Genomic DNA, 24,710 nt, shown 5'->3' on the forward strand with positions numbered 1-24,710 from the left:
ACCTAAATTGTATTAGTTTTATAGAGCTTATTAGGCGGCGTAGTGCCGCCTAGTTTATTTTACGCTGGTTCTACCAAAACGTTAGAATCGTTTTTATTTAATGGAATGTGGTATTATGGAAGTCAAATATACAGAAGAGAATATTCGTTCCTTAGACTGGCGCGAACACATTCGCATGCGTCCAGGAATGTACATTGGCAAATTAGGAAGTGGTTCTTCCCCCGATGATGGTATATATGTCCTAGTAAAAGAAGTGATAGACAACTGTATTGACGAATACATGATGGGACACGGAACCAAGATTGAAGTAACTATTTCCGATGAAAAAGTCATTGTGCGCGATTATGGGCGTGGAATTCCTCTAGGAAAAGTCGTCGATTGCGTGGCCAAAATAAACACAGGTGGGAAATACGACTCAAAAGCGTTTCAAAAATCCGTAGGACTGAATGGAGTGGGAACAAAAGCGGTCAATGCGCTATCTAGCTACTTTTGTGTGCGTTCTATTCGCGACGGTAAGGAAAAAATGGCGGAATTTCACCGCGGTCAACTCATTAGCGACCCTCCGAAAACCAAAACAACGGAAGCGAATGGTACACAAATCACCTTCATCCCTGATAACGAAATATTCAAAAACTTTCGTTTTATTCCCGAGCATCTCGATGGACTGCTATGGAATTACGCGTATTTAAACGCAGGATTAAGCATTTTATTCAATGGTGAAAAATATCATTCGAAAAAAGGTTTATTTGATTTATTGACCAAAAAAACCGAGGTGGAAACCCATCGTTACCCTATTATTCATTTGCAAGGTGATGATATCGAAATCGCCATGACACACGGTAGTCATTACGGAGAACAATATTATACTTTTGTCAACGGCCAGTATACGACACAAGGGGGAACACATCTGTCGGCGTTTCGCGAGGCATTGTTGAAGACAGTGCGCGACTTTTACAAAAAAGATTTTGATCCTTCTGATGTGCGTCAAGCAATTACAGCAGCGGTAAGTATACGTGTTCAAGATCCGGTATTTGAATCACAAACAAAAACAAAACTTGGTTCTTTGACAATTGCCCCGAAGGGCGCGAGTATACGTGTTTTTGTTAACGATTTCCTGAAGAAAAGACTTGATGACTATCTGCACAAAAATAAAGAAACAGCAGATAGTTTATTGAAAAGAATCATGCAGTCAGAGCGTGAACGAAAGGAAATGGCGGGTATTCGCAAACTGGCAAATCAAAGAGCAAAAAAAGCCAACTTGCATAATAAAAAACTACGCGATTGTAAGGTGCATTTAAATAACCGCCGTGGAGACAGGCGTTACGACACCACCATTTTCATCACCGAGGGGGATTCGGCGAGTGGTTCGATTACCAAAGCGCGTGATATTCAAACTCAGGCAGTTTTCAGTTTGCGTGGGAAGCCTCTCAATTGCTACAATTTGACCAAAAAAATTGTATACCAAAACGAAGAGTTTAACTTGTTGCAACATGCACTTAATATTGAAGAGAGCATTGAAGATTTGCGTTACAACAACGTGGTGATTGCCACAGATGCTGATGTCGATGGTATGCACATTCGTCTTCTCATACTCACTTTTTTTCTGCAATTTTTTCCAGAATTGGTACGCAATGGTCACTTGTATATTCTGCAAACACCTTTGTTTCGCGTACGCAACAAAAAGCAAACCATTTACTGCTATAGTGAAAGTGAAAAACAACAAGCGCTTAAAAAACTCGGGAAGCAATCTGAAATTACGCGTTTCAAAGGTTTGGGAGAAATTTCACCCAATGAATTTTCGCGTTTTATCGGTGAAGATATGCGCTTAGAGCCTGTTATCTTAAACCACAATACTCCTGTTGACAAAACCCTTGACTACTATATGGGGAAAAATACCCCGAATCGCCAGCGTTTTATTATCGATAACCTAAAAGTAGAAAAGGATGTGGCCAATGTCTAATGAAAACGAACCAATACCTAATGAAGACGAAGCGAAAACAAATGAGAATGAGCCACAAAATGAGAGTGAGGCCCCACAAAATTTTATACCACCTAAATCGCATTTAGAGAATATGTACGAGAATTGGTTTTTGGACTATGCTTCATATGTGATCTTAGAACGTGCGGTTCCTTCTCTTGAAGATGGTCTCAAGCCTGTACAAAGACGTATTCTACACTCAATGAATGAAATTGACGATGGTCGCTATCATAAAGTGGCAAATATTATTGGGCACACCATGCAGTACCATCCTCATGGAGATGCTGCAATCAATGATGCGCTTGTAAATATTGGTCAGAAAACTCTTCTTGTTGATCCTCAAGGAAACTGGGGAGATACACGTACTGGAGATCCTGCGGCTGCCGCACGTTATATCGAAGCGCGTTTGACTCCTTTTGCCAAAGAAGTGATGTTTAACTCCAGTGTAACCTCATGGCAGGTTTCCTATGATGGACGACGTAAAGAGCCGATCAATCTTCCGGTGAAGTTTCCTTTACTTTTGGCACAAGGCGTTGAAGGGATTGCAGTAGGGCTGGCCACCAAAATTATGCCGCATAATTTTAATGAACTACTCGATGCGAGTTGCAATATTCTTCGCGGACAAAAAGTACAAATTTTTCCTGATTTTCCTCATGGAGGAAAAGCTGATTTTAGCAATTACAATGGTGGACAAAAAGGTGGAAAAATTCGCGTACGTGCCGACATTGATGTTGTGGATCAAAGAACCTTGGCGATACGCAGTATCCCTTATGGAATTACCACATCTTCTTTGATTGATTCGATCGTTAAAGCCAATGACAACGGTAAAATTAAGATAAAAAAAATTATCGATAATACCGCACGAGAGTTGGAAATACTTGTCGAACTTCCTTCGGGCATTGCACCGCAGATTATGGTGGATGCTTTGTATGCTTTTACCAATTGCGAAGTTTCTATTTCCCCCAACTGCTGTATCATATACGAAGACAAGCCTCTATTTTTGAGTGTGGAAGATTTACTTGAAAAGTCGACAAACCACACGGTGCAAATTCTCAAGAAAGAACTACAGGTTTCTTTGAAAGAGTTGCAGAAAAAGTGGCACTTTGCGTCGTTAGAGAAATTCTTTATCGAGAAAAAGATATACCGCAAAATTGAAGAATGCGAAACCTGGGAAGAAGTAATTTCTTGTATTAAAAACGCTTTACAACCATTTAGTGATCAGTTACATAAGCCGATTACCAATGATGATATTGTGAAACTCACCGAAATAAAAATAAAGCGTATATCAAAATTCAATCATACCAAAGCCGAAGAGCAAATTCGTAGTCTAGAAACCGAAATTGAAAAAATAGAGCGTCATTTACGCAATTTAAAAAATTACGCCATTCGTTACTTCCAGTCGTTGAAGAAAAAATACGGTAAAGGTCGCGAACGCAAGACGATTATGCAGAGTTTTAGCACGATTGAAGCGGCACAAGTGGCGGTGGCCAACCAAAAACTGTATGTAAATCGCAAAGACGGTTTTTTAGGGACGTCACTCAAAAAAGATGAGTTTGTTTGTGAATGCTCTGACATTGACGACATCATTGTGTTTTTGAAAAACGGTATTTTTAAGGTAGTACGCATTACCGATAAGGTTTTTGTTGGTAAAGATATTATCCATATTGACGTGTGGAAAAAGAACGACGAACGTCGTGTCTATAACATGGTGTATCGCGATGGTACCGGCGGGCGTATTTTAGCAAAACGCTTCAATGTAACGGCCATTACCCGCGACAAGGAATATGACCTTACTAAAGGAACCAAAGGCTCTCGCGTGTTGTATTTTACCGTGAATCCCAATGGCGAAACCGAAACGGTTACTTTGCATTTGCACCCCAAGGCAACAGCGCGCAATAAGACAATTGATTTTGAGTTCGAGGAATTGGCGGTAAAGGGTCGCAGTGCTAATGGAAATTTGGTGACAAAATATCCTGTCACCCGCGTGACGCAAAAGAGCCAAGGAAAATCGACTTTTGGACCGACAAAGCTGTGGTTTGATGAACCCATTGGTCAGGTAAACAACGAAGAACGTGGCGATTTTTTGGGAGAATTTTTGGCCGAAGATCTACTACTTATTTTTTACAACAATGGCTGTGTCGAAATCTCTCCTTATCAACTAGACTTTCAGTACAAAGACGTATACTTAATCGAAAAATTTAACCCAGCAAACCCGCTTACAGTCATTCACCACGACGGAAACAAGAAGCAAATATTCGTGAAGCGTTTCAAGCTCGAAGAGGAACATTCTGGAAAACTACTGCAAATCACCACCACTCATAGTGAATCGCGTTTACTGCACATATTTACACAGCCACATCCTTATGTACAGGTGAGTTATATGCGCAAGCGTCCACGTAAACTTGTAGATGAGGTGATTGACTTGGTGGAATTTATTGCCATTAAGGGATGGAAAGCCACAGGAAACCGTTTAAGTACATATCAATTACTGAAAATACAGCCTCTGGAGGAAGAACAGGGAAAACAGTTGTTAGCAAAAGAGCAGCAGCAGAAGTTGGAAGAGGAAGAAAAAGAGAAGGATAAGGACAAGGAACAGAATGAGTCTGACGAACAGATGGCGATGTTCTAAGGTTTGTATTAAGTGATACTTGAAAAAGTATCACTTAATTTATTTGGTATAAAGTTAGTCGATCACGCGTATACCTACGCCGTCAAATGTATTTTGACCATCTTCAACAGCTTGTCCTACTGCGACAACACGGTTAGAAGCGGGCTCAACAAAGCCTTCCTTGAAGTCTTCATTGATGACGTCATCATCAAGTATACCTTCTGATTCAAAAGTGCTGACTATGTTACCTGCAGCGTCTAGAATAGTAACGAAGCCAAATACATCTCCACCAGCAGCACCACCACCAACGACTACAATTTGTGTACCACGTAGAAAAACGTCTGTACCAAACTGGTTGTCGCCACCTACTTTAGGTTCAAATACTAGGTCTGCACCACCGTTGAAAGCAGCGTCTATCGCACCACCAACATCCAATCTTCTGGTAAGGAAAGTGTCTGTAGTTGCTTGATCGCGACCTGCAATGATCACATTATTGGCTGCGTCTGTTACCACAGAAACAAAATCACTACCCGCTACTTCAATGATGCCATCAACTCCATCAAATGTAGCGTCGGCTGTACCATCGGCGTTTAATCTGAAAACTTGCGAACCTGCGGCACGAGCACCAACACCAATAAGTTTTCCATTACCGTCAACCGTTGCGTTTAGGCACGTGGAATTGTCGGCTCCACTAGAAAAGTTACTTACTACGGCACCTGTATTGTCGATGATTAAAATACCAGCTCTGAATGTAGCACCGTCAAAAGTACCTGAACGTCCAATGACGATATTACCACCACTTAAAACAGCAGAGTTACCTTGGTCTTGTTGGTTTGCACCACCTTCTAGGTTAGCGAAAGCGGCAACGCCATTGACACCAAAAGTGTTGTCAACTGTACCATCGGCATTTACTTGAACAGCAAGAACATCTTGGTTACCTGCTTGTGTACGAGTACCTACTACGGTAACTTTACCATCATCTTGCATTACAACACCGTTGACGACAATGTCACCGATGTTCGCGGCATCTGCGTCAATAGCAACTCTTCCGTCACCACCAAAAGTAACGTCTAAAACACCATTCACGTCTGTTACCGCAATCATTACCTTTGTAATTACTGTGTCAGTGATACCAGCATAGGCAATTTTGTTTTGTGCTGCGTTGAAATCAACTGCTTCAAGAATGTCGTCACCTGCAGCTCTAAAACGGTCGTTCGGTCTTCTTTGCAAATCATTAATACGGTTGGCAAAAAGTAGTTCACGACGTTGTTGTTCGTTGCGGTTTTGTGCCGCGATGTTTTGAGCATCTTGTTCAGGTTCTACAATTTCTTGACCTTGTGCTTCTACAAGTAATACTCCAGCATTACCGAAGTTGGCATCAATATTACCAACACCATTGTTGTTGTCATCATTGTTATCGCCGCCATCTCCACCGTCACAGCCGACTAAAATCAAAGCGGCCATCATTAGCATGATAGTGAAGAAGCGTAATTTAGTTGGAAACATGTTTCCCTCCATAAACTTAATCTGACCTCGCGAGTTGCCAGATAGGAATTTATTTATGAATAAATAACGTTATTATTAGGACTCGTCATCAATTAAATGGACTTTTGCTTCTGTGTTAAATTCCTAACCCATAACTCTTTACAATATGAAAGAAAAAATCTAAAACAAAAATATTGTTTTTTGATATTTTATTTACAATTGTGGTTTTCGATTCACCAAAAATAACAATAAGTACCTTTGCATGTTGTGTGTCTGGTTGTTGCTTAATTGATGATATGTCTATAACACTATAGTGATTATATTTATGTTTATTATTCCGCAGTATAGCATTTTTTGTTATGCTAGTAAATATAAATGTATGGCATCCTCAAAGATTTTATACATATGAAAAAAACACAAACTATTTTATTGGTGTGACTTATATCAAATAGCGACGAAACATGGACGGGCTTCGGTAAATAATAGAATTCAAAAACTACTGGAGAAATTCATGGAAAAATCGCAAAGAGATTTATTGAAATGTTGTGCTGTCATTTGTGAAGGTGACGGTGTCGATCCGCGTAAGTATAAAAAACGCGATAAAAATAGTCGGCGTAAGAGAATACACCGCAAGAATAAGCAACTTTGTAGTCAAGTTGTGCAGGCAATTAATTTGGCATTTGCCGAAATTGATGGCGAGCTGGTGAGTTCTTTGTACGCAAAACAAGCGATCCCTGCACCAAATACGTCGCGGCTTTTGGTAACAATTGTGACGAATGGAAGCAATTCTATCGAGGCAGTGCAGCGTGAGCTAGCGCGTTTTAGTGGACGACTGCGCTATGAGATATCGACGGTGATCCACCGCAAGAAGGTACCAAGTCTGGCGTTCGCGATCGAATAACAAAAAAAGGCATGTGTGTCAAACACATGCCTTTTTTTATACAACCATGGAAACAAGGTGGAAATGTAGGGGCGGAACTAGTGTCCGCCCGTTCCCTCAAATCAATACAGATGTACTTTACAATGAACAAATCCACCTATGAGTTTATGAATCAACACACAAGGACTATCGTCCAAAAGTCAAAACGCCTTTTATGATATTGCCTGCAATGTTAGGGTTTTCCTTTAAGCGGCGTAAGCTATATTCATACCATTTTTCCCCAAAGGGAATGTAGATGCGCAATGGATGCCCTTTGCCGAGAATTTCTTTGCGCAATTCAGAACGAACCCCCAATAACATTTGAAATTCGTAGTCTTTTTCGGTCAAGGAAAATTCCTCAATCATTTCAAACGCTTTGTAAACTAGGTAGTCGTCATGAGTGGCGATACCAACATAGCTCTTTTTTTCCATCATTACCCGCAATATTGCCAAATAATTTTCGTTGACTTTATTGCGATCTTTATAGGAAATATCTGCTGGTTCGTCGTAGATCCCCTTACATAAGCGCAAGCAGCATCTTTCGGATTCTGCGAGCTTTTTGACATCTGGCAATGTGCGTTTCAAATAAGCTTGCACCACTGTTCGGATGTGTTGGGGAAATTCTTTACGCAGTTTATCGTATGTCTCTAGGGTAAAATCGGTATACGGGTGGTCTTCCATATCGATGGTAACCTGCACGTCTTTTTCTTTGGCAAAGACTACCAAATCGTAGATATTTTTTGCGCATTGTTCACGATCGATAAGCGCGCCAAATGAAGTGGGTTTTAGCGATATACTCGAAGTTACTTTTTCTTCGTGAATTTTGGTGATGATGTCTTTGTAAAGAGCAATGGTTTTTTGTACTTCCGATTCTGATGTGACAAATTCACCTAATAAATCAATGGTACATACCGCCCCTTCTTCGTTTAACGCCTTGGCAGTTGCCATGGCCGAAGCAATGGTCTCCCCTGCCAAGTAACGTTTGGATACCAAACCCACAATTGATTTTGGTACGTAGGGCAATGTATGAGCAACAAGTGAATTAAAAAGTCTCATTAATCCCAAACCTTAAATGGATATTTTTGTTGTTCGCACATATGGTTACTGATTTTAGTAATAGAATCATCATAGTTACTGTTGATCCCGTTGTAGTTATACTCAAGTTGTTCTCTTGCCATTTCTCCAAACATGCGCAGGCACTCAAGGTCATGTTTGAGATCTTCGGCGGTTTTGCCTTTTTTCATTTGTGTATCAATGCGACTGATACAAGCGGCGAGAACATAAATGTAAATCGCCATATTCGCCATACGCTCTAGTAGAAACTGTTGGTGGATGATATCTTTTTTATACATTTTGATGTGCTTTTCCGCGACGTGGTTTAGAAGAGCAATGTACTTTTCCACAACTTTTATTTCGGTACTCAGTAGAGAATTCACGTTGTCGAATTTTTCTTTGGCAATGGAACGAATTACTTTTGTCGATAAATATTCGATGATAACATCCATCGACTTCAGGGGTTTGTTGAGAGCTTTCCCAACGTTTTTGAGGTAGTTTCCGAAGTCCTTTATTCCCGTCAAGGCAATAAACAGACGTAAAATTTCATTGGTTCCTTCGAAGATCATGTTCACTCTTGTATCACGTAGCGCTCTTTCTAGCTCGAAGTCAGCAATAAAACCGTTTCCTCCAAATATCTGTACGGTTTCATTGATAATCTCCCATGTGGACTCTGTGGTGAAAATTTTGCAAATGGCTGACTCAATAGAAAAGTCTATTTCTTTGGTGTCAGCTAGTCCTGCGGTTAAAAGTACAGAGCTGTTCATTGCATAGCATAAAGCGCCCATACGGGCAATTTTCTTTTGTATGAGTCCGAAAGAACTCAGAGGAGAACCGAATTGTTTTCGCTCTGCGGCTTGGCGAACACCTTCATCTACCAAGCGCTTGACTCCACCAGCGCACGCTGCGGCAAGACCAAGACGTCCAAGGTTTAGTATTTCCATGGCAATTTTAAATCCCTTGCCTGGTTCGCCAAGAACGTTTTCTACAGGTACTTGTACATCGTTAAAGACAATTGGTGTGGTAGAGGAGCCTTTTAGACCCAGCTTTTTCTCTTCCTTGCCGTTGGTGATTCCTCCCATGTCGCGTGTGACAATGAAGGCGGTAAAACCACTTTCTTCTTCGTTTTCCGAAGCAATTTTGGCAAATACGGTAAAGAAATTGGCGAAAGCGCCATTGGTGATGTAGATTTTTTCTCCATTTAAGACATAGTGTTTTCCGTCTTTAGAGAGCTTTGCGGTAGTACGAATACTATGGGCGTCGGAACCTGCTTGTGGTTCTGTTAGACAGAATGCGGCGATTGTTTCGCCACTGGTAATTCCGGGTATGTATTTTTGTTTTTGTTCCTCGGTTCCAAATAGGTAAAGACCCTTGCTACCGATGGAAAGATGCGCACCGCATGTTGTTGATACGGAAGCACAGTGACGAGAAATCAGCCCCATAAAGCGGCAAAAGAAAACGTTCGAAATTCCTAGTCCATCGTACTCTTCGGGAGCCGTTAAGGAGAATATCCCAAATTCGGCTAAGCCATCGAGGACTTCTTGTGGAATCTTGCTGTCTTCGTCGATTTGCATTGCGTTTATTTTTTGTTTGCAAAATTTGTCAAATTCTTGAAGAAAAGAGTCCATTTCTTCTAATTCTTCTTTCGAAGGTTCGGGAAATGGAAAGATTAGCTTGTGATCTATTCTTCCGGAAAATGCCGCTTTCATAAAACTGGGTAGTGATTTCTTTTGTTTGTGGTTTTGGTCTTTGTTTTGTAGCGACGTTTTTTTGACATCTTCAACAGGTTGGGTTGCTGTACTCATGATTCTCATCCTAAATGTACATTGTTTTTTTTTCATTTTATCTAAAATGTGGACAAGATGCAATGCAAAACAGTGAAGAGAGGGCTCTGTAAAATCGGAGGCTTTTTATTTACATATTTTTATGGTTGTAGTATATTAGGTAGTCATAAACGTATTAACATGGGAATTGGTGTCGAATTTATTTTAAAGGCCTGTGACGAATTTGAATTACAAAAATATTCTGCCTGAGAAACTGAAAAAGATATTGCGCAATATGTGGCGGGCATTTTATCGTAAATGGATTAAGTTAAAGTACTTTCGCAAACTAGGTTTTGTAAATGCAAGTAAATGTATTGTATCTTTAGCGGTAAGGAGGCAAAAGTTTGGCGTTTTTGTACCTTTGCTACAACAACATGTCTTTATACGTCCAAGAACTTCGGATGTCGCTACCTTCGAAAAAATATTTATCCTCGAAGAGTATGCACTTTCCTGTGTGGAGTCAGCACAGTTCATTATTGATGCCGGGGCAAATGTTGGGTATGCAGCGCTTTTTTTTGCACATAAATATCCTGAGGCATCTATTGTGTGTATTGAGCCAGAAATTTCCAATGTGGAAATTTTGCGACAAAATATACGGCAACATAAAAAAATAAAAGTCTTACCTAATGCTTTGTGGCACACAACTGCGTGTTTGCAAATCGACAACCCTTCTGATGAAAAATACGCCTTTCGCGTGTCACAAGTACCGCAGTCAAATATCCAAAGTATTACAGTTCCGGACATTTTACGCTCTTTACAGTGGCCAAAAATCGATATTTGTAAAATAGATATCGAGGGAGCCGAAAAGCAAGTTTTTTCGGAAAACACGGATTGGATTCAACATACGCGGGCAATTGTTATTGAACTCCATGAACAAATGGTGCCTGGTTGTAAACAAAGTTTTTACTGCGCGTTAAAAAAATACGGTCCTTATCAACATTTCATGCAAGGAGAAAATACAATAGTTCTCCGAAATCAACATGTGGAGTTGCCATGAGTAGTCCTCTATCAATCGCCGTTCTTATTACAAATTACAACACCTGGGAATTTACACATCGTTGTGTGGAAAAGATCTATGAATATGGTGTTGATCGCATTGAAAAAATCGTTATTGTTGACGACGCGTCTACACATACTTGCCAAAAAGAATTTCCCTCGATGGTTGAGGTGGTTCGTAATGAGAAAAATTGTGGTTATGTCGCATCTGTGAATATTGGTATGCAGTACATTCGTGAAGACTTAGTTGTGCTTTTGGATAGCGATGCATATCCGGTTATGAACATTTTTGAGACGTTAACGCAAAATTTTGTAGAAGACCCTTCTTTAGGGGCGATGTCCCTTCACCTTGTTGACGAGAAAGGACAAGTGACAGGAAATCATGAACGAGTTCCCAACTGCTGGGGACTAATTCTCGGACAAAAGATTTATGGAAAGTTGCGAGGGAAACGCAAAGAAAATGCACCATTTGTTTGCTACTCTTGCGGTGTAGTTATCCGTCGCGAGGCTTTTTTTAGTATTGATGGCTTTGATGAGAGTTTTGACTTTTTAGACGGGGATATTGATTTTTTTATGCGTTTGCGGTTGAAGGGATGGCGTTTGAAAATATCAAATGATTTACGTGTTTTCCACGTAGGTGGAGGTAGCCCTCAAAGCACAGCAAAAAGGGTACTGCGTTTTTACCGCAACCGTTATAAATTTTTAGATAAGCATAAATTATTACCTACAAAATATATACTCCATCCGATTTTATTTTTGCGGCACTTAGCGGAATACATACTACTGTGTTCATTGGGGATCTTTCTTTACAAAGATCGAGAAATATTGAAAGACAAAAAAAAATCGCGAAAACTACTGCTCAAAAAAGTTTGGTGTGGATATGAATCTATCTATGGGAGAGCATGATGGCAACTTTGGTTACAGGCGGCGCTGGGTATATAGGAAGTGTCATTGTTGAGTTACTCAACAGACAAAAACAAGATTTTGTGGTGCTGGACAACTTGTCGCGTGGTAATGAAGGGGCAGTACCAAAAGGTTGTGCCTTTTATCGTGGAGATATAAAGAATCACGAACTCGTAAAAAAAATTATAGATGAACACAACATCACACAGTGTATACATCTTGCTGCATACGCGTATGTCGGAGAATCCGTAGTTTCGCCACATATTTATTTCGAGAACAATATTTCGAGCAGTTTACAATTTATCGATACTTTACGGAGTAAAAAAATTGATAAAATCGTGTTCTCTTCGTCGTGCGCCGTGTATGGGATTCCTTCGCAGTTGCCGATTGTCGAAAACGAAGCACTTGCCCCTATAAATCCGTATGGTTGGAGTAAACTGACCATTGAAAAAGTTCTTGAGAGTTATGCATACGCTTACGATTTGAATTATGTGGCCTTGCGTTACTTTAATGCTTGTGGTGCCACGGAGCAACATGGCGAATTTCATCAACCTGAAACACACATCATTCCCAATATTTTGGCGGTAGCCAAGGGGGAAAAAGACGTTTTATGTATAAACGGTAGTGACTATCCGACAAGCGATGGTACTGCCGTCCGGGATTATATACATGTTTATGATTTGGCTTGCGCACACATCGCCGCTCTCGAATATTTGCAGCAACAAGGTACATCGCAAGCGTTAAATTTAGGCAATGGTCAAGGGTATTCCATTATGGATTTGGTCAATGCTGCCAAGAAAGTAACACAAAAGCACATTGCTGTTGAGTTTGTTGAGAGAAGAGTGGGAGATCCTCCGTTACTTGTTGCCGATGCTGCAAAGGCGAAAAAAGTACTCGGATGGGAACCGAAGTTTTCGTGTATCGAAAAAATTATGGAAAGTGCGTGGTTGTGGAAAATCCAAAACCCCAACGGTTACACTTGTTGATTATTTGTCGAAGTTTTCCTCCTCGTAATTGCGGTGTAGCGGACTATACATACAATTTAGCGAAACATTTAGCGCAGTATCGCGACATGAAAGTGTCTATCATTACTTCGGTAAACTCCCAATTGGAAAAAATTGACAATGTCGACGTTTTTCCAATTGTGGACACTTGGAATTTAAGGGGAATGAAAGTTGTTATTGACAAAATACAACAGCTTTCTCCGCAACAAATACTACTGCAATATGTACCGTATTTGTATCATCAAAAGGGAATGCCTTTTTATTTGTGTGTTCTATTCTGGCGATTGCGCGCATGGAAAAAGGCTATTTTTTTTCATGAAGTCGCCATCGAAATTTCTCCTAGAATAAAACAATTGTGTGTTGCGATTGCACAACGTTTCATTGCCTATTTTATTTGCCGCATGAGTGATCATCTTATTGTCAGCAACGAATGTGTCGCAAAATTTTTAGGGGAAAAGCGCACGCAGTTGATTCATCTTGGTAGTAACATTCCCTCATGTTCCCTTCCTGAAAATATTTTACAAGAGTTGCGCAGACAAACCGTTGGAGAATGCGACTTACTCTTTGCTATTTTTGGTAATATTCGCAATAATCACGAACTTTTGCCGACGCTAAAAAAGCTAGATTCAGAACAAATATCGTGGAAAATACTACTTGTTGGTAGCTATCAAAGTGCAAAATGTAAACCATTTTACGATGAAATTGTTCGTTTAGGGATGCAAGAACACATTCATGTTACGGGTTATGTTGCCGCAGATACTGCGGCAAAATACTTGGCCATGTCTGACATTTTTCTTATTTGGGAATTTCCAGAAAAGGGGATTTTCTTGCACAGTGGCTCCTTGTGTGCTGCTTTTGCCAATTCGTTAGTGATTGTGAGCAACAAAGGGGAGTTGACAGACAGTATTTTGTGTCGCGAAAGTGGTGCCATTTTGTTGAAACATCTATGTACGCAAACCTTAATCGAACATCTAAACAAAATATACACCGACGCAACATTTCGTCAAGAAATACAAGAAAGTGCCTATTCTTTTTTCTCCAAATATCTCTCTTGGAAAGTGGTGTGTGAAAAACATCGCGATTTATTTCAATAAATCATTTGCTACCGTTATGTAAATTGATATATTTACGTGCAAGTATTCGGAATTTTGTGGGTGTTGTGCCCGAAAAAATTTTATTGGATTTCATTCAGCGAGAATAAAATGGCGAAAAGTACCAAAAAGTCTTCTAAAGCGAAGGTAGAGAAATCTACTGCCAAAAAAAAAGTTGTTGATAAAGCGGTGTTAGAAGATTCCTTTCACAAAGCAGAAGAAAAAACTATTGAATGGATGATGAAAAACCCTGAAAAGATGATCAAGGAGCGTAAGCATTTCATGCAACAGCTTTTAAAAAAGCGTTGCTGTTACGGTGGTAAGGGAGGAATACTTCCCATTACGATTTCCCCGCTGTTTTTAAAAGAAGAGTCTATGCGACTGATTGCCGATGTGGGTGAACAACTCGATCGCATTCTCGATAAGGTTACCAAAGCGTATTTTGAAGATGAGTATGTCGCTTCTTACTTTCCTTATACCGATATCCCGAAAGAGTGGATTAACTGGGATTCTGGATATGAAAAACCAACCATTTTGAACCGCCATGATGCGATTTTTGATGGAAAAAATTTGAAGTTTATCGAATTTAACACTGACAATCCAGGTGGACGTGGGTGGAGTGATATTTCCGAAGAACTTTTTCGCAAACACACTATTTATAGTGATTTGATTAATAAATTTGCGCCACCTAGCGAACGTCGAATGTTACGCGCACTAAAGGATAGTTTACTTTCTTGCTACAAGGAGTGGGGAGGAAAGAAAAGTAACCCACGAGTTGCTTTGGTGTCTTTCAAGAAGTTTCTCGCTGGTTCTGACGATGAAATTGTTCGCGATTATTTGATTGAAAACGGCATTGAAACTAACTTCGTTGATGCACGCGATTTTGAATATCGCAAAAAGAAATTATATTCGGGTAATGTTCCTTTTGATATTGTGAATTTGACACTTCGTTTTACTTTTTTTAAGCGTTTCCCCAACGAAATGAAAGATTTCCTCGCGGCAATACGCGATAACAATATTTGTTGTGTAAATCACTTTCGTGCTCTTATTGCTTCTCATAAAGAAGCGTTGTCTTTTATTACGAATGAAGAAAACCATCATTATTTTACGGAAGAAGAGGCGGAGTGTATCAAAAAATACGTACCGTGGACACGGAAAATGGACGAAACGATTACCATATCCAAAGAAGGGTGCGATGTTGCCTTGCAAGAGTATGTGATTAATCATCAAGAAGAACTGGTTTTGAAACCTACCGCCGGGGCAGGGGGGTATGATGTATATGTGGGCAAGGTAACCCCTAAAGATGAATGGATTGGTGCTGTGGAGTCTGCGATTGGTTGCCCATGGTGGATTGTCCAAGAGGCCGTAGATATACCTGAATATGAGTTTCCTGTTCTGCGTGGAAATAAGGTCGTATTGGAGAAGAAAAATCTCAATGTAAACCCTTATATCTTTAAAGGAAAATACGTTGGGTGCCTGGGGCGAATTTCAGAATCAAAAGTGATTAATGTAAGCGCAGGAGGCGGTATTATTCCTATTTTTGAACTAACATCTAAATAAATATTTCCAGGTGTTGTAAATAAAATATGGAGTGTGATTTTACACTCCATACTCTGCTTATTTACCGCGATTTAAGAATTTTTGATATTCAGGTGAAGCGACATAACCAGCATATTCAGGTACATTGTCCAAAGACCATTGTATACCCGCCTTTTGTTCCGCTGCAATTAAGTAACGTGTTATCGAAGGGTAATCTTTTTCTTCGAGAGCAACTCCTATTAAGGAAAAGTATGCCATGCGATTATCCGGTTCTGCGTCGAGAATTTTATTGAACGCTGCTTTTCCTTTGTTGTTATCACCCATTTCTATGTATACGTTACCACGAAAGATATTTAGATAGGGATCATCAATTACTTGATCTACTTTGTTTACAGAAACCAAAACTTTGCTAAATTCTTTTCTTAAAAAATAAAAATCCAGCGCCATCAAATTACTATCCGTTTCGTTTGGAAAGTGCTTCAAGTAAACTTGTAGAGCTTTTTGATAGACCTCTGTGCCCAATTGTGAGGCGGCCTTCGCTCTTACAACTAAACAAATTTTGGCCTTTTGGGCTTTTGCTGACAGGGTGTTGTATATTTGTTCTACCTTGTAATACTGGCCTTGGCGGCTTGCTTGGGTCATTTGTACAAATTTTTGTGCGTCGCTTTCTCCCCCCATCACGCGATCAAAAAAGCCCAATTTTTGAGTTACCAATGAAATGGCTGTTGACATAGAGGTTGTAACGTCTTCTCCCGTTGCATAGACATATATATCGGTGTATTTCCACTGACCACTTGCCTTGGTCATTTTATAATAATGATAATTTAATGCTCCTCTTGGGTCGATTAAACGAAATAGAAGCCCTTGTGGATTACTGGAAGAGCGCAAAAACTTATATGATCCGCCTTGGGTGACAACGCCGGCTATTGTAGTTCCAAAGTTAAACGAAGAACGCAGTTGCATTGCGTATTGCGCTTTTTCAGCACCTGTTACTCCGATGTTTGTCGTAACAGTATTTGCCAAGGCGTTAATATCAACGATGGAGTTTAAGTACTGCCCTTGTCCAAGACTACATTCATCTTCGACTCGCTGTCCTATTTGATCTAATTCTGGGTGTTTTGTTACTCTTGACCAGTTAACGCCGCTGCCATCAACGCGTGAAATGCTGGCAACTTTTGGAATATTGTTCGAATTGCTGCCCAGGTTACTACTGTTACTCGGTTTATCAGATGAAGAATGGATGTCGCCGACGGATTGAGCCTGTTCTTTGGTGACTTTCTTAAGCTCGACACCAGCAACTTTCATTTTGTACATAACACCATCTTTTGAAACAAACATACGCCCTGTTTGTCCGGAAGAACTTACTTGAATAACATAAACAGTAACCTTGCCATTGCCATGCACTAAACTACCACGAGCAACTGTACGTGCCGTGTATTTGACAAGTTTTCCATTTTCGGCGACCTGTATAGTTGCTTTACGTCCTTTTTTTAGAAGTTTTAACGCTTTTGCTTCTTTACCATTTAGATTAGAGTAAATGACCCCTTTGAAGGGGATGGATATTTTACCTGTGTCCAATTTTACGTACATGACTCTTTTACGTACGTCTACTGTGTAGGTGTAATTTTTTCGTGGACTTTTTTTTGTCATGCTGAGTAGACGATATTTCTTATCTAGTTTGGCTTCCGAGGAGTCAGCAAGTATAAAATCATTGCCGTTTAAGATGAACACTTTTTCGGAACAAGTAAAGCCTTTCGGTGTCGATGAAGTTTCCGATACAGCGTAACCTATTTTTTGTTTCTGGTTGTTATACACATTGTACCAGTGACTTTCAGTAAAAATGAAAGAAACAGACACAAAAAATATTGTGATTAAAAAAGATTTCATTTTTTCTCCTGTTGGTTTTGTTTTGATTTGTTTTATTTTGTTTTGTTTTGCTGTTTATGTACGATAATATTCATCTCGCGAATCGTATCCCCTGTATGAATTAAGTCAACAACGTCCATTCCGTTGATTACTTCACCAAATATAGTGTATTTCCCATTTAAATGCGGTTGTGGTGAATGTGTAATAAACAATTGGCATCCTCCCGTATCTTTTCCAGCAAGCGGCATTCCCACCATTCCGCGTTTGTAGCGTAGCATATTATATTCGCAAGGGATATTGTATCCAGGACCTCCCCAACCATCACCGCGTGGATCTCCTCCTTGAACGACAAAGTTGGAGACGACACGATGAAATGTGAGGTTGTGGTAGAATTTTTTCTTGATCAGTTGGTAAAAGTTATACACGGCAATCGGGGCTTCGTCAACACTGGGACGAATGACAAATTTTCCCTTATTCGTCACGACCTCTACTGTAAAATCTGGTAAATTGCAAATCTCTTCGTAGGTAAAAAGTACTTTAGGTACTTTAGGTGTGTTTGTTGATGGGGGAATAGTTACTTTTAATTTAGTGAGATACTCTCGGGCCATGGTTGACAACAATGGATGGGAATCAGTGGCCACTTGCTGTAAAAAATCAATGCTTTTTTTGTGTGATGAATCGGTCATTTTACCTACGGCATTGATAATTGCTTGCATTGCTTCAATGTCATCTGGGGTACTTAGTTGTTGGTAGATTTCAATAAGATGTGGCATAGTACTCAATGCTTTTTTATTTGTTAAAGCCTCTGCCGCATAGGTAATCACCGCCATATCTCGTGATTTTAGGCTAGCGACGATATCTTCAGTGGTATCGTCACAAGATATTTTACCAAGAGATGCGACAACCATTTGTAGTATATAGTTGTTTTTTGTTGTTAGCATCTGTCGTAGTTTAGTAACAGATGCCTTATTATCGATAAATCCTAAAGCCTCAGCAATTTTGGCTCGTAAAAGTACGCTTGGTTTTTCTAACGATGCGATTTGTTGTATACAGGCTTGTGGTTTTATTTTTGCAAGGGCAACTAGTATTTGTCCTTTTTTGATGCCATCACTTTCGGGAAAAATTTTGAGTAGTTGTTGGTGCGCATCAAGTTTTAAATCTCCTATAACACCGATCGTTGTTAAAGAAATATGATGATTTTTATGGTGAACAAGCGGCACAATCTTTGTCACATCAACACTAGAAAAACTACGTAAAGCATTTAATGCATTTACCGCAACGCGCATATCTTTGTCATTCATGGCCACATACAAGTGCGCAAGGGTTTTAGGATTCTTTATATAGCCGATTCCACGCGCAGCATTCATACGACAGTAAGGATTTTTATCATAAAGTAATTGTAACAGATGATTTGCGGTACGTGGTTCCTTTGCACGCATGAGAGCATAACTAATATGACCACGAGCTTTCGCAGAAGAGCGCAGGGAAGAAGCAATCAATTGACGTATCAGGGAATCATTGTGTGCACCCCGGTAAGTCAATAAACCACAACTGTATGCGATGGCTTCCGTGTGTGGTGATTTTTTTTGCGAAAACATTTCGATGAATTTTTTGATAGTTTTTTCTGTACCAACTTTTCCCAAAGCTTCGATGATGATATTAACCACCGCCAAACTTTTCTCAGTTTCCAAAGCCTGTAACAAAAACAGTTCACTCGCCTCATTCCACATCTGCCCCAAAGCAAACGCAGCATGCATTCGTACATTTTGATCACTATCTTTGAGACATTTGGCAATATTGCCAATCGAATTAGGATTTTGAATTTGCCCTAAGGCTTTAACGCTCAACAAGCGGATGTTGTGGTTTTCATGTTCCAGAAGAGAATGAAGTTTTGCAACACCCTGACGCTGATACTGCCATAAATATATATCTTTTTTGAGTGTCTCGACTTGCGCAAATAAGCAACTTATACTCAACATGATGATGATACATCTAAACATCTTTTTTCCATTCCATTTCAAAATTCAGTATTATCAACCGTAACCGTAACCGTAACCGTAATCGTAACCGTTCGTAACCGTAATCGTCACCGTGACCGTGACCGTCACCGTAACCGTAATCGTAACCGTGACCGTATTAAATCAAACTAGGTGTCTTTATAATATACTCCTTAGTTCTAGGTACCTTCGCTTCTTGAACAATTTTACGCAATTGATGTTTGTTTATCAATTGTGTAAATACCGGATCTTCCGCAATACTTTGACTAAATACTACCTCGTCAGTGTTACCTACTTTTAATAAATATTCCAATGATTTTATTGTCGAACCAAAATAATCCAGGCGGTTATTAATAGTGGCGACCATAGCCGCTCCACGATGTACCGCTACTCTTACCATTAGTTCGCAATTGGATTTACGTAAATTTCTTTGTAGGAAAATACCTGCATTAATCGCTTTTTCGACTTCGGGAAACGACGCGATGATTCCCTCGTTTTTCGTTTTTATGACCACCCCTGAATGTTCAGCGACATGTTGTTCTAGAAGTTGTAGATAGTTGTAAAGTTGTTGAAAAGCCTCCGCATCACTTTTTTGTTGATAAAAAAGTTCAGAATTATCGATGTCGACAGCAAAAAGAATTAAGTTAGAAATAGCCACTAACTGCTGCGGGGATAGAACCTCAGATGGAAATAGTTTGCGAAAGAGAGGCAAAGAAGAGACATAGGAAGCCGTGAGTGTTTTACGTCTAGAAACTGTGTGCTCTAAACGAATGACCACTTCATCATCAAAGTCGTTGATAAGTTGTATACATTGCTTTCCTAGGGGTAAGTGTAATTCTCGGTTACCCAAAGTAGAAATTTGTATGTTGTGTTGATAAGTCGTGTTGTTGTTGGAAACGTGCAGCTGACAAGGCTTTTGCAACTGCGGAGATCGAAGTAAATAGGCGCCTTCTAATAGTTGTAAGTTAAGCTCCATACGTTCTTGGGCGCGCAATTTTACTTGCGAAATGACATGTGGAGAATGAATAGGACCTCCAATACAATAGACCTGTAAGTCACTGTCGCGTATTGAGGGGTGGACGCGGAAGATCAGTTCTACCGAATTTGCAAAGTCGAGTTCATAGTCTATATTACACGCTTCACAGTGTCCGTGGTTTTTCATTTCGCGTAGCGTATCTTTTAGATCAGAGGGAATACGGCATAGCGGACAAATCATATCCCATAACAAGGTCAGTAGACCTTGGGCCGCAGCGTTGAGGCACAAAGTGATCAGTTCTTGTGGTTCGACTTCCAGTTGTTGTGCGAGTGCTAGTGGACGAATACGCGCAACATCTTGCGCAGATGATTTTTCTAGAAATAGAGCAAATCGTTCTTGCGTGTTTTTGCTAATCGTATTATCGCAACTTTTTTTCATGAGCTGTCGCAATAGTATTTTTTTGTTTGTTGGTAATTCGTTGTCTTCGGCAAAGGCATTCATGATTTGTTTATTTTTTGTTCGTTGACAAACACGGTCTATACGTTGATATATGAGCTGTAGTTTTTTGCAAATGGATTTTTTGAATTGATAATTTAATAAAATGCGTGCAAACCAATTTCGTGGAGATATGACAAATTTATGAACCAATAGTGTTCCTTGTTGTTGTGGGTAAAATTCTACTATACTTGCCATCCATTTGAATACGCCATAATTGTATTCTCGCAATACACTCATACGTTTCTCTTCTAACCATTCATAGGGGTGCTCTTGCCACTCTAAGGCGAATACCTTACTGCGATTTCTCGCAAGAAGTTTGCGTTTGTTGCTCGAAGTTTTGGAATAGGAATATTCGGGAGCAACTAACCCCAATGCTTTGTTCACTCTTTCGGTATCGGATACGTGTGGCCACAATTGCTGCACATTCGAATTTAAATGCCATTTGAATTCAAAATGAAGTACGTCAGGGTCATCTACGGAAGGTAGTTGTGGGTGAATGACTAGTTTTGTCGGTTTGCCGCGTAGTAAATTTTCTATATCATGGAGAAGTTCATTTGCATTTTGATAACGCTCATCGGGGTCTTTTCGCAATAGCTTTTCGACTATGGAACACAAACCATCGCTTACGTTTGTATCGTATTCCTTTATGGAGGGAGCAGGGGAGTTTACATGTTTATTTATGATGGCAAAAGGAGTATCTGCTTCAAAAGGAGGGTGCCCTGTTAAAAAATGGAATAGGGTTGCCCCCACGGAATATAGGTCGCTACGAATGCTTACTTCTTTGCCTGCGCACTGTTCCGGAGACATGTATTTTGGTGTGCCGAGAATGGCCCCTGGTTGTGTTAAGTCAAGCGATTCGTTTTCAATGACATGACGTGCTAATCCAAAATCGGAAAGTTTGGCAAATATTTTTGTTGCGGTACTTTGCGCGGAAGTATTGTCTATTTCTGTGAGTATTTCTTTTTTGGTAGAGATAATATTTGCAGGTTTGATATCTCGATGAATGATCTGTTTTTCGTGGGCGATTGCCAAAGCGCGAATAACGTCTGCAATGATGCATAGAGCTTGTTTTTCACTTAACTTTTGGTGTTTTTTTAGTAAATTACTGACATTGTCTCCTGCGATGAATTCCATCACCAAGTAATGAATGTTTTTCTCACGGTTGATTTCCAACATATTGGCAACGTAAGGATTGTTGACTTCGGCGAGCAGACGTGCTTCTTTATGGAAGCGTTGTAGATAGTTTTTGTCAGCAGCGCATTTGCCCGAAATTACTTTTAAGGCTACGGTACTTTCATCGATTGTGTCTTTGGCTAAGTAAACAACACCCATTCCACCACTACCAATTTCCTTCTCTATGGCAAAGCGTCCTAACTTTTTTAGGTCGTTTAAATTGTTTTCCGCATTTGCACCGCCAAAAAGAGAATGATCGGCAAGGTCGTCAATAATGACTGTTTTTTGTCCTTGCATTTGTTGAGTAATATTTTTGATCGCTGCGATAAATTGTTGGAGAGCTTTTTTGAACTCATGCATTTGTACATTTATGGTTTGTTGAATGCATTCACTAGTGAGGTGAAACAAATCATGAAATTGTGTAACAGCAAAATATTGATTTTCAATGGTATCTTCTTTGTCTATGCCTTCACTAAATTCTTTACCACCACTCAAAATCCAGAATAAAACATTTGCCATTGAGTATGTATCTTCATCTAGAGATAAAAAAGATGATGTGTCGTGTTGCATCGACAATCTATGTGCAAAATCAACCTTTATGTTATTCTCATTTGTTACACGAATTGTATCTATAGATAAATTGTTGTGCGCAATTCCTAAACGATGGGCTTCTGTTATCAAATCGACAACTTGTGTTGCAAATTGCATGCGATCCAATAATTCCCATTTTTTTATATCTATTTCTCGCAATGGTTTTGTATTACAGAATTCAAAAGCAAGAAAACGCGGCGAACTAACAAGTTCCATATCAATGATTTTTAAAGCTGCAGGATGATCTAATGCGTACAGGCGTAGTAGTTTTTTGCTTAGGTATTGCCATCTTTCTTGTGAGAAATAACCGTGTTTAAATATACGCAAGTCAACTATATTTTCTTCTTGATCGTGGGCTTGGTAACAAACACCGCCTTCCCATGAACTTATCAATTCTAGTGGTTGGTATTTTTCTATTTCCATGATGATCTCACAAATAATGAGCGATTTCGCACACATGATGTGCGGTAGTGATACAAAATAACCATAAGAGGTTTCTTGCGTGTTTTAAGGTAAAGCTATATTTAAAAATGGTTTACGTCTTGGCGTATATGTTTGGCATTACTTTTGCTTTAGCAACTTAGCATAAGTTAGATATCAACATATGAGGTAACATTTTTGTGGTTGTATAAAACCACTGAGGTCCGGAATAGGTTACAAAACAATAAGGAGATTTTGTATGTGGAATACTAGATTACAAAGACTTTTCAGTATATTAGGCCAGTTGTCTCCTCACTCACAAACGACAGTTATGGATTTAGCACAGGAGTATGAAGTAAGCGAACGAACAATTGAGAGAGATATTGAAACGCTCTCAATTGTTGGCGTTGTGTGCTGCGATGGTAAGGTTACCATTTCGCGCCAAGGTTGTAAATCCATTTCGCAATGGATGTTCTCTGCTGGTTTATCGTCATAAAACGTATAAACACCTAATTTTTTAAGTCTTTTTGGAAACAAGACCTTCATATAAAAGGATGATTTCATCAACCATGCGTGTCAAGCCGTATTTTTGTAAAAAAATGTCGCGGTTTTCTCCGCGGTATTTTGCTTCATTTTGCAAAGCATCGTTTATACAGGATGCAAAATTTTCGGGCGTTGCTGGATCAGCAATTATGCCGTGTTGGGTGTCTTCTACAATTTGTGGATAGATACCCATAGGGGGAACGACAACTGGTGTTCCGGTTGCGACAGCTTCTAAGATGGCAAGGCCACGAGATTCGTTAAATTTACTGGGAACACAAAAAACGTTACATTGTTGTAAAAACTGTTGTTTTTGTTTGAGTGTTAATTCTCCATGGTAGATGACATGCTCTGTCAACTTGTTTTTTTTGATGTACTTTTGCATTTTTTCCCAAAAGCTTTTTACATAGATTTGCCCAGCAATATGTAAAGTGAGGTCGTTGTTTTTTTTGTGTAAGATAGAAAAAGCTTCGAGAAGTGTATCTAAACCTTTTTCCGGAGCAATCCGCGAAAGATATCCTATTTTCCCGCTTTGATCACAGCTATCTTGAAACACAAATCGTTGATGGTCAACTCCAGGAAGAATTACCGACATCTTATCGCGTGAAATTTTTAAGTAGGATATAATTTCATCGACATAACGGTTGTGTGGTACAATAAAATGGTCAATACTTTGTGCGTTGGATTCGAGTAAGTTTTTTGCTTGCGTTCGGTGTGGTTCACTTAAGGAATCGATAAAAGCTTCTTCTCCTTGAAATGTACACACAATAGGTATATTAAGGGCTTCTTTTAGTGAAACAGCAATACCTGATAGCATGGAGTTGGTTATATTAATGACATCTGGTTTTACGGTTTGTAGATATTCGATGAGTTTTTGTAGTTCTTTTTTTTGGTTACCGTCTTTCCCTGCAAGAACAGAAACTGTCATCGCCCCGAGTTTTTGTGGCTGAGTTGCGATCGTAAATTTACCGAGAATTTTCAGCAAAGTAGGGTTATCGAATAGATAATCGAAAAAAGCGGGGGTGTGACGAAAAATTTTGAGACGTTGTTCGAGAAAGGTGATGATACCGCCATAGAAGATACGGCTAGTTTGTAAAGGTTGCTCGTTGTCATGGCGTAGTGGCGTATAAAGTGGGATCAGTTCTATGTCTAACCCTTTTTTTACGATGCCATTGACCAAATCGGCATCGCGATTGCAAGCACCACAGTACATACCGCCTGCGCCTGCTAGTATATAAACTATGCGCATC

16 protein-coding genes are annotated in these 24,710 nt (G+C 39.7%); 9 read left to right on the forward strand and 7 right to left on the reverse strand.

What is annotated here, in order from left to right; translation table 11 throughout:
- The first annotated feature begins 115 nt into the window (after positions 1-115).
- Both UABAM_RS15930 and UABAM_RS15935 read left to right on the forward strand, forming a co-directional pair.
- Positions 116-1,960, forward strand: a complete 1,845-nt coding sequence (locus UABAM_RS15930) for a DNA topoisomerase IV subunit B (protein ID WP_151969001.1) — start codon at positions 116-118, stop codon at positions 1,958-1,960.
- Positions 1,953-4,607, forward strand: a complete 2,655-nt coding sequence (locus UABAM_RS15935) for a DNA gyrase/topoisomerase IV subunit A (RefSeq protein ID WP_151969002.1) — start codon at positions 1,953-1,955, stop codon at positions 4,605-4,607. Before UABAM_RS15930 ends, UABAM_RS15935 begins: the two co-directional genes overlap by 8 nt.
- Positions 4,608-4,661: 54 nt before the next feature.
- On the opposite strand, the gene UABAM_RS15940 is transcribed toward UABAM_RS15935, so the two are convergent.
- A complete protein-coding gene (locus UABAM_RS15940; protein WP_173013351.1) occupies positions 4,662-6,092 on the reverse strand; it encodes an NHL repeat-containing protein in 1,431 nt (476 codons plus the stop codon).
- Positions 6,093-6,582: 490 nt separating this feature from the next.
- Between UABAM_RS15940 and UABAM_RS15945 the strand changes: the two genes are divergently transcribed.
- Positions 6,583-6,972, forward strand: coding sequence for a hypothetical protein (locus tag UABAM_RS15945; RefSeq protein WP_151969004.1), 390 nt, complete (start codon positions 6,583-6,585; stop codon positions 6,970-6,972).
- A 165-nt stretch (positions 6,973-7,137) separates the two neighbouring features.
- Here the strand turns inward: UABAM_RS15945 and UABAM_RS15950 are convergent, their stop codons facing one another.
- Together UABAM_RS15950 and UABAM_RS15955 are read right to left on the reverse strand one after the other, a co-directional pair.
- Complete coding sequence (locus UABAM_RS15950) at positions 7,138-8,046, reverse strand: proline dehydrogenase family protein (RefSeq protein ID WP_151969005.1); 909 nt, start codon at positions 8,044-8,046, stop codon at positions 7,138-7,140.
- Positions 8,046-9,848, reverse strand: coding sequence for an acyl-CoA dehydrogenase family protein (locus UABAM_RS15955; RefSeq protein ID WP_173013352.1), 1,803 nt, complete (start codon positions 9,846-9,848; stop codon positions 8,046-8,048). The genes UABAM_RS15950 and UABAM_RS15955 overlap by 1 nt, the downstream gene beginning before the upstream one ends.
- A gap of 202 nt (positions 9,849-10,050) precedes the next feature.
- Between UABAM_RS15955 and UABAM_RS15960 the strand changes: the two genes are divergently transcribed.
- The 5 genes from UABAM_RS15960 (at position 10,051) to UABAM_RS15980 (ending at position 15,420) form a co-directional block, all read left to right on the forward strand.
- The gene (locus tag UABAM_RS15960; RefSeq protein ID WP_151969007.1) at positions 10,051-10,863 is read left to right on the forward strand and encodes an FkbM family methyltransferase; all 813 of its coding nucleotides are present in this window, start codon (positions 10,051-10,053) and stop codon (positions 10,861-10,863) included.
- Positions 10,860-11,768 (forward strand): glycosyltransferase family 2 protein, encoded by a 909-nt coding sequence (locus UABAM_RS15965; protein WP_151969008.1) that lies wholly within the window; start codon positions 10,860-10,862, stop codon positions 11,766-11,768. Before UABAM_RS15960 ends, UABAM_RS15965 begins: the two co-directional genes overlap by 4 nt.
- On the forward strand, positions 11,765-12,751 hold the full coding sequence (gene galE / locus UABAM_RS15970) for a UDP-glucose 4-epimerase GalE (protein WP_229759409.1): 987 nt from the start codon (positions 11,765-11,767) through the stop codon (positions 12,749-12,751). Before UABAM_RS15965 ends, galE begins: the two co-directional genes overlap by 4 nt.
- On the forward strand, positions 12,715-13,863 hold the full coding sequence (locus UABAM_RS15975; protein ID WP_151969009.1) for a glycosyltransferase family 4 protein: 1,149 nt from the start codon (positions 12,715-12,717) through the stop codon (positions 13,861-13,863). Before galE ends, UABAM_RS15975 begins: the two co-directional genes overlap by 37 nt.
- 108 nt (positions 13,864-13,971) lie before the next feature.
- Positions 13,972-15,420, forward strand: a complete 1,449-nt coding sequence (locus UABAM_RS15980; RefSeq protein WP_151969010.1) for a hypothetical protein — start codon at positions 13,972-13,974, stop codon at positions 15,418-15,420.
- Between the two features lie 57 nt (positions 15,421-15,477).
- Here UABAM_RS15980 and UABAM_RS15985 read toward each other — a convergent pair whose 3' ends face one another.
- The 3 genes from UABAM_RS15985 to UABAM_RS15995 all read right to left on the reverse strand — a co-directional run bounded on the left by UABAM_RS15985 (position 15,478) and on the right by UABAM_RS15995 (position 22,923).
- Positions 15,478-17,286, reverse strand: a complete 1,809-nt coding sequence (locus UABAM_RS15985; RefSeq protein ID WP_151969011.1) for a tetratricopeptide repeat protein — start codon at positions 17,284-17,286, stop codon at positions 15,478-15,480.
- 32 nt (positions 17,287-17,318) lie between these two features.
- Positions 17,319-19,265: a HEAT repeat domain-containing protein gene (locus tag UABAM_RS15990; RefSeq protein ID WP_151969012.1), complete on the reverse strand. Its 1,947-nt coding sequence runs from the start codon at positions 19,263-19,265 to the stop codon at positions 17,319-17,321.
- Positions 19,266-19,401: 136 nt separating this feature from the next.
- On the reverse strand, positions 19,402-22,923 hold the full coding sequence (locus UABAM_RS15995) for a protein kinase domain-containing protein (RefSeq protein ID WP_173013353.1): 3,522 nt from the start codon (positions 22,921-22,923) through the stop codon (positions 19,402-19,404).
- A gap of 256 nt (positions 22,924-23,179) precedes the next feature.
- Here UABAM_RS15995 and UABAM_RS16000 point away from each other — a divergent pair, with 256 nt between their 5' ends.
- A complete protein-coding gene (locus UABAM_RS16000) occupies positions 23,180-23,416 on the forward strand; it encodes an HTH domain-containing protein (protein ID WP_151969014.1) in 237 nt (78 codons plus the stop codon).
- Between the two features lie 21 nt (positions 23,417-23,437).
- On the opposite strand, the gene UABAM_RS16005 is transcribed toward UABAM_RS16000, so the two are convergent.
- Positions 23,438-24,709 carry a glycosyltransferase family 4 protein gene (locus UABAM_RS16005; RefSeq protein WP_151969015.1) on the reverse strand — a complete coding sequence of 424 codons (1,272 nt, stop codon included), beginning with the start codon at positions 24,707-24,709 and terminating at the stop codon, positions 23,438-23,440.
- Between the last annotated feature and the right edge of the window lies 1 nt (position 24,710).

It is taken from the genome of Candidatus Uabimicrobium amorphum (genome assembly GCF_009002475.1).
GTDB classification, from domain to species: Bacteria; Planctomycetota; Uabimicrobiia; order Uabimicrobiales; family Uabimicrobiaceae; genus Uabimicrobium; species Uabimicrobium amorphum.

Coding starts and splice junctions, on each gene's coding strand:
- UABAM_RS15930 (WP_151969001.1), top strand. CDS start 116: ATGGAAGTCAAATATACAGAAGAGAATATTCGTTCCTTAGACTGGCGC.
- UABAM_RS15935 (WP_151969002.1), top strand. CDS start 1,953: ATGTCTAATGAAAACGAACCAATACCTAATGAAGACGAAGCGAAAACA.
- UABAM_RS15940 (WP_173013351.1), bottom strand. CDS start 6,092: ATGTTTCCAACTAAATTACGCTTCTTCACTATCATGCTAATGATGGCC.
- UABAM_RS15945 (WP_151969004.1), top strand. CDS start 6,583: ATGGAAAAATCGCAAAGAGATTTATTGAAATGTTGTGCTGTCATTTGT.
- UABAM_RS15950 (WP_151969005.1), bottom strand. CDS start 8,046: ATGAGACTTTTTAATTCACTTGTTGCTCATACATTGCCCTACGTACCA.
- UABAM_RS15955 (WP_173013352.1), bottom strand. CDS start 9,848: ATGAGTACAGCAACCCAACCTGTTGAAGATGTCAAAAAAACGTCGCTA.
- UABAM_RS15965 (WP_151969008.1), top strand. CDS start 10,860: ATGAGTAGTCCTCTATCAATCGCCGTTCTTATTACAAATTACAACACC.
- galE (WP_229759409.1), top strand. CDS start 11,765: ATGATGGCAACTTTGGTTACAGGCGGCGCTGGGTATATAGGAAGTGTC.
- UABAM_RS15980 (WP_151969010.1), top strand. CDS start 13,972: ATGGCGAAAAGTACCAAAAAGTCTTCTAAAGCGAAGGTAGAGAAATCT.
- UABAM_RS15985 (WP_151969011.1), bottom strand. CDS start 17,286: ATGAAATCTTTTTTAATCACAATATTTTTTGTGTCTGTTTCTTTCATT.
- UABAM_RS15990 (WP_151969012.1), bottom strand. CDS start 19,265: ATGTTTAGATGTATCATCATCATGTTGAGTATAAGTTGCTTATTTGCG.
- UABAM_RS15995 (WP_173013353.1), bottom strand. CDS start 22,923: ATGGAAATAGAAAAATACCAACCACTAGAATTGATAAGTTCATGGGAA.
- UABAM_RS16000 (WP_151969014.1), top strand. CDS start 23,180: ATGTGGAATACTAGATTACAAAGACTTTTCAGTATATTAGGCCAGTTG.
- UABAM_RS16005 (WP_151969015.1), bottom strand. CDS start 24,709: ATGCGCATAGTTTATATACTAGCAGGCGCAGGCGGTATGTACTGTGGT.